Source organism: Poinsettia branch-inducing phytoplasma str. JR1, assembly GCF_000309465.1.
GTDB lineage: Bacteria > Bacillota_I > Bacilli_A > Acholeplasmatales > Acholeplasmataceae > Phytoplasma > Phytoplasma pruni.
In genome coordinates this window covers 1-1,690 of sequence record NZ_AKIK01000054.1, presented here as the reverse complement: position 1 = coordinate 1,690, position 1,690 = coordinate 1, and the positions used below count along the sequence as shown (strand labels likewise).

Here is a 1,690-nt window from a genome sequence, read left to right as displayed (position 1 = left end):
AATAGGTTTTGGATAAATATATGAATGATTGATTAAATTTTCTTGAAAATATTGAATGCTTAAAACCATAGTATTTCTTATAAACTTTGGAGTTAAGTAATTTATAGTTCTAAAATTTTTCATTTCTTCTGTTAAAGGTAATCTTGCTAATCTAGCATAATCCATTCCTACTGGAATATTTGGCATATTTTTTATTGCTTCTTCTTCGATAAATCCATTTACAGACTCTATTATTTTCGTTGGAGCGCCACTATTAATTATACCTTCCAAATCATTATATTTATAAACATAACAATTATTTATCATTCCGCCCAAACTATGTCCTAATGAAAAATTTTTTAAATTATTTTTTTGTTTTAAAAAATTAATTATTAAATGTAAGTCGTCTAAAAAAGTATGAAAATTATCAATATCCGCTACATTATGAGAATTATTTCTACTTTGACCATGACTTCTAATGTCATAAAGTAAAACATTAAAATTTTTATTATTTAAAAAAATCGATAATCTTTCATATTCTTTTGAACTCTCGGCAATTCCATGTGTAACAACTATATTAGCTTTAGCGTTCGGAACTTCTTTAAAATCTGTATAAATACCTTCATGTTTTTCTAACAAAGGGTAAGCATAAATTTTTTGTTTCAAAATTGCAAAGATTAAAAAAAATAATACAAGTGAAAAATATTTATTTTTTGTAATAAATAAGTTTTTTAACTTAAACATTAATTAAAGCTCCTTTATTTTATCCCTCAGCTGAGGTGATTTCGTAGAGGGAGTCAAGGGATGGTTGGAATTTAGAAGTTATAGCAGATTTTTTAAGCTCTTCTAAACTTTTTTTCAAATCTTTTTCTAAATCTTTTTTATAGTTTTCGGCACGTGATAACATGCCTTCGTACATTGTTTGGTCGGATTCTAATTTACCGATTTGGACTTTGATTTTTCCTATTTGTCCGACTAATTCGCTTCTTTCGGTTTTTAATTGGTCAATTGCTTTATCAATTTGAGTTAATTCATTATTTTTATAAGTGGTTTTACCTTGTTTTTGAAGTTCTGCTTGCTTATTTTGTTTTTCTGATCTTAATTTATCTATTTCTTTGTTTTTAGTTTCTAATTCTTCTTCTTTTTGTTGTTTTTGTTCTTGTAATGATGGGAATTGATTTACTACTGAATCTCTTTGGGATTTTAAATCATCACATTCTTTTTGTTTTTTGGCTATTTTAGGTTGAGATTTATTTTTATTACGTTCTATATTATTAATTAATTTTTGTTTTATATCATTAATTTTAGTTATTTCTTCTTGAGAAAGATCACTTAGCGATAAAACTGCGTTCGGATCTTCTGATAAGATATAATTTTTGATTTGATCATAATTTGCTTGAGTTATTTTTATTTTAGGTTTTGAATTTTCACTTTCGTGTTCAGTTTTTAATGGATGATTTGATTCTTGATTGTATTCTGATTCTTCATGATAATTTGATAATGATTCGGATTCTTGATTATTATTATTTGATGATTGTTCGAAATTAGGTAATGGATTTTGTTTATCTTGATTTTTTCTACTCAAAATAAATCCAATAATTAAAAAAATCACAACCGTTCCTAAAATAATAATAGCTTCTTTATATTTTTTAAAAAAGTTCATTTTTTTAATATCCTTTCAGATAATAGTAATAATTGATATTATCTTTTA

At 24.6% G+C, this 1,690-nt stretch carries 2 protein-coding genes; both read right to left on the bottom strand.

Translation table 11 applies throughout. The annotated features are described in order from the left end of the window. A partial coding sequence (locus ON17_RS01455) for an alpha/beta fold hydrolase (protein ID WP_017191726.1) occupies positions 1-723 on the bottom strand: 723 nt, incomplete at its 3' end. A gap of 19 nt (positions 724-742) precedes the next feature. Then, on the bottom strand, positions 743-1,642 hold the full coding sequence (locus tag ON17_RS03255; RefSeq protein ID WP_017191725.1) for a hypothetical protein: 900 nt from the start codon (positions 1,640-1,642) through the stop codon (positions 743-745). Between the last annotated feature and the right edge of the window lie 48 nt (positions 1,643-1,690).

What these genes read in the sequence shown, in the direction of transcription:
- ON17_RS03255 (WP_017191725.1), bottom strand. Translation starts at nt 1,642, where the DNA reads ATGAACTTTTTTAAAAAATATAAAGAAGCTATTATTATTTTAGGAACG.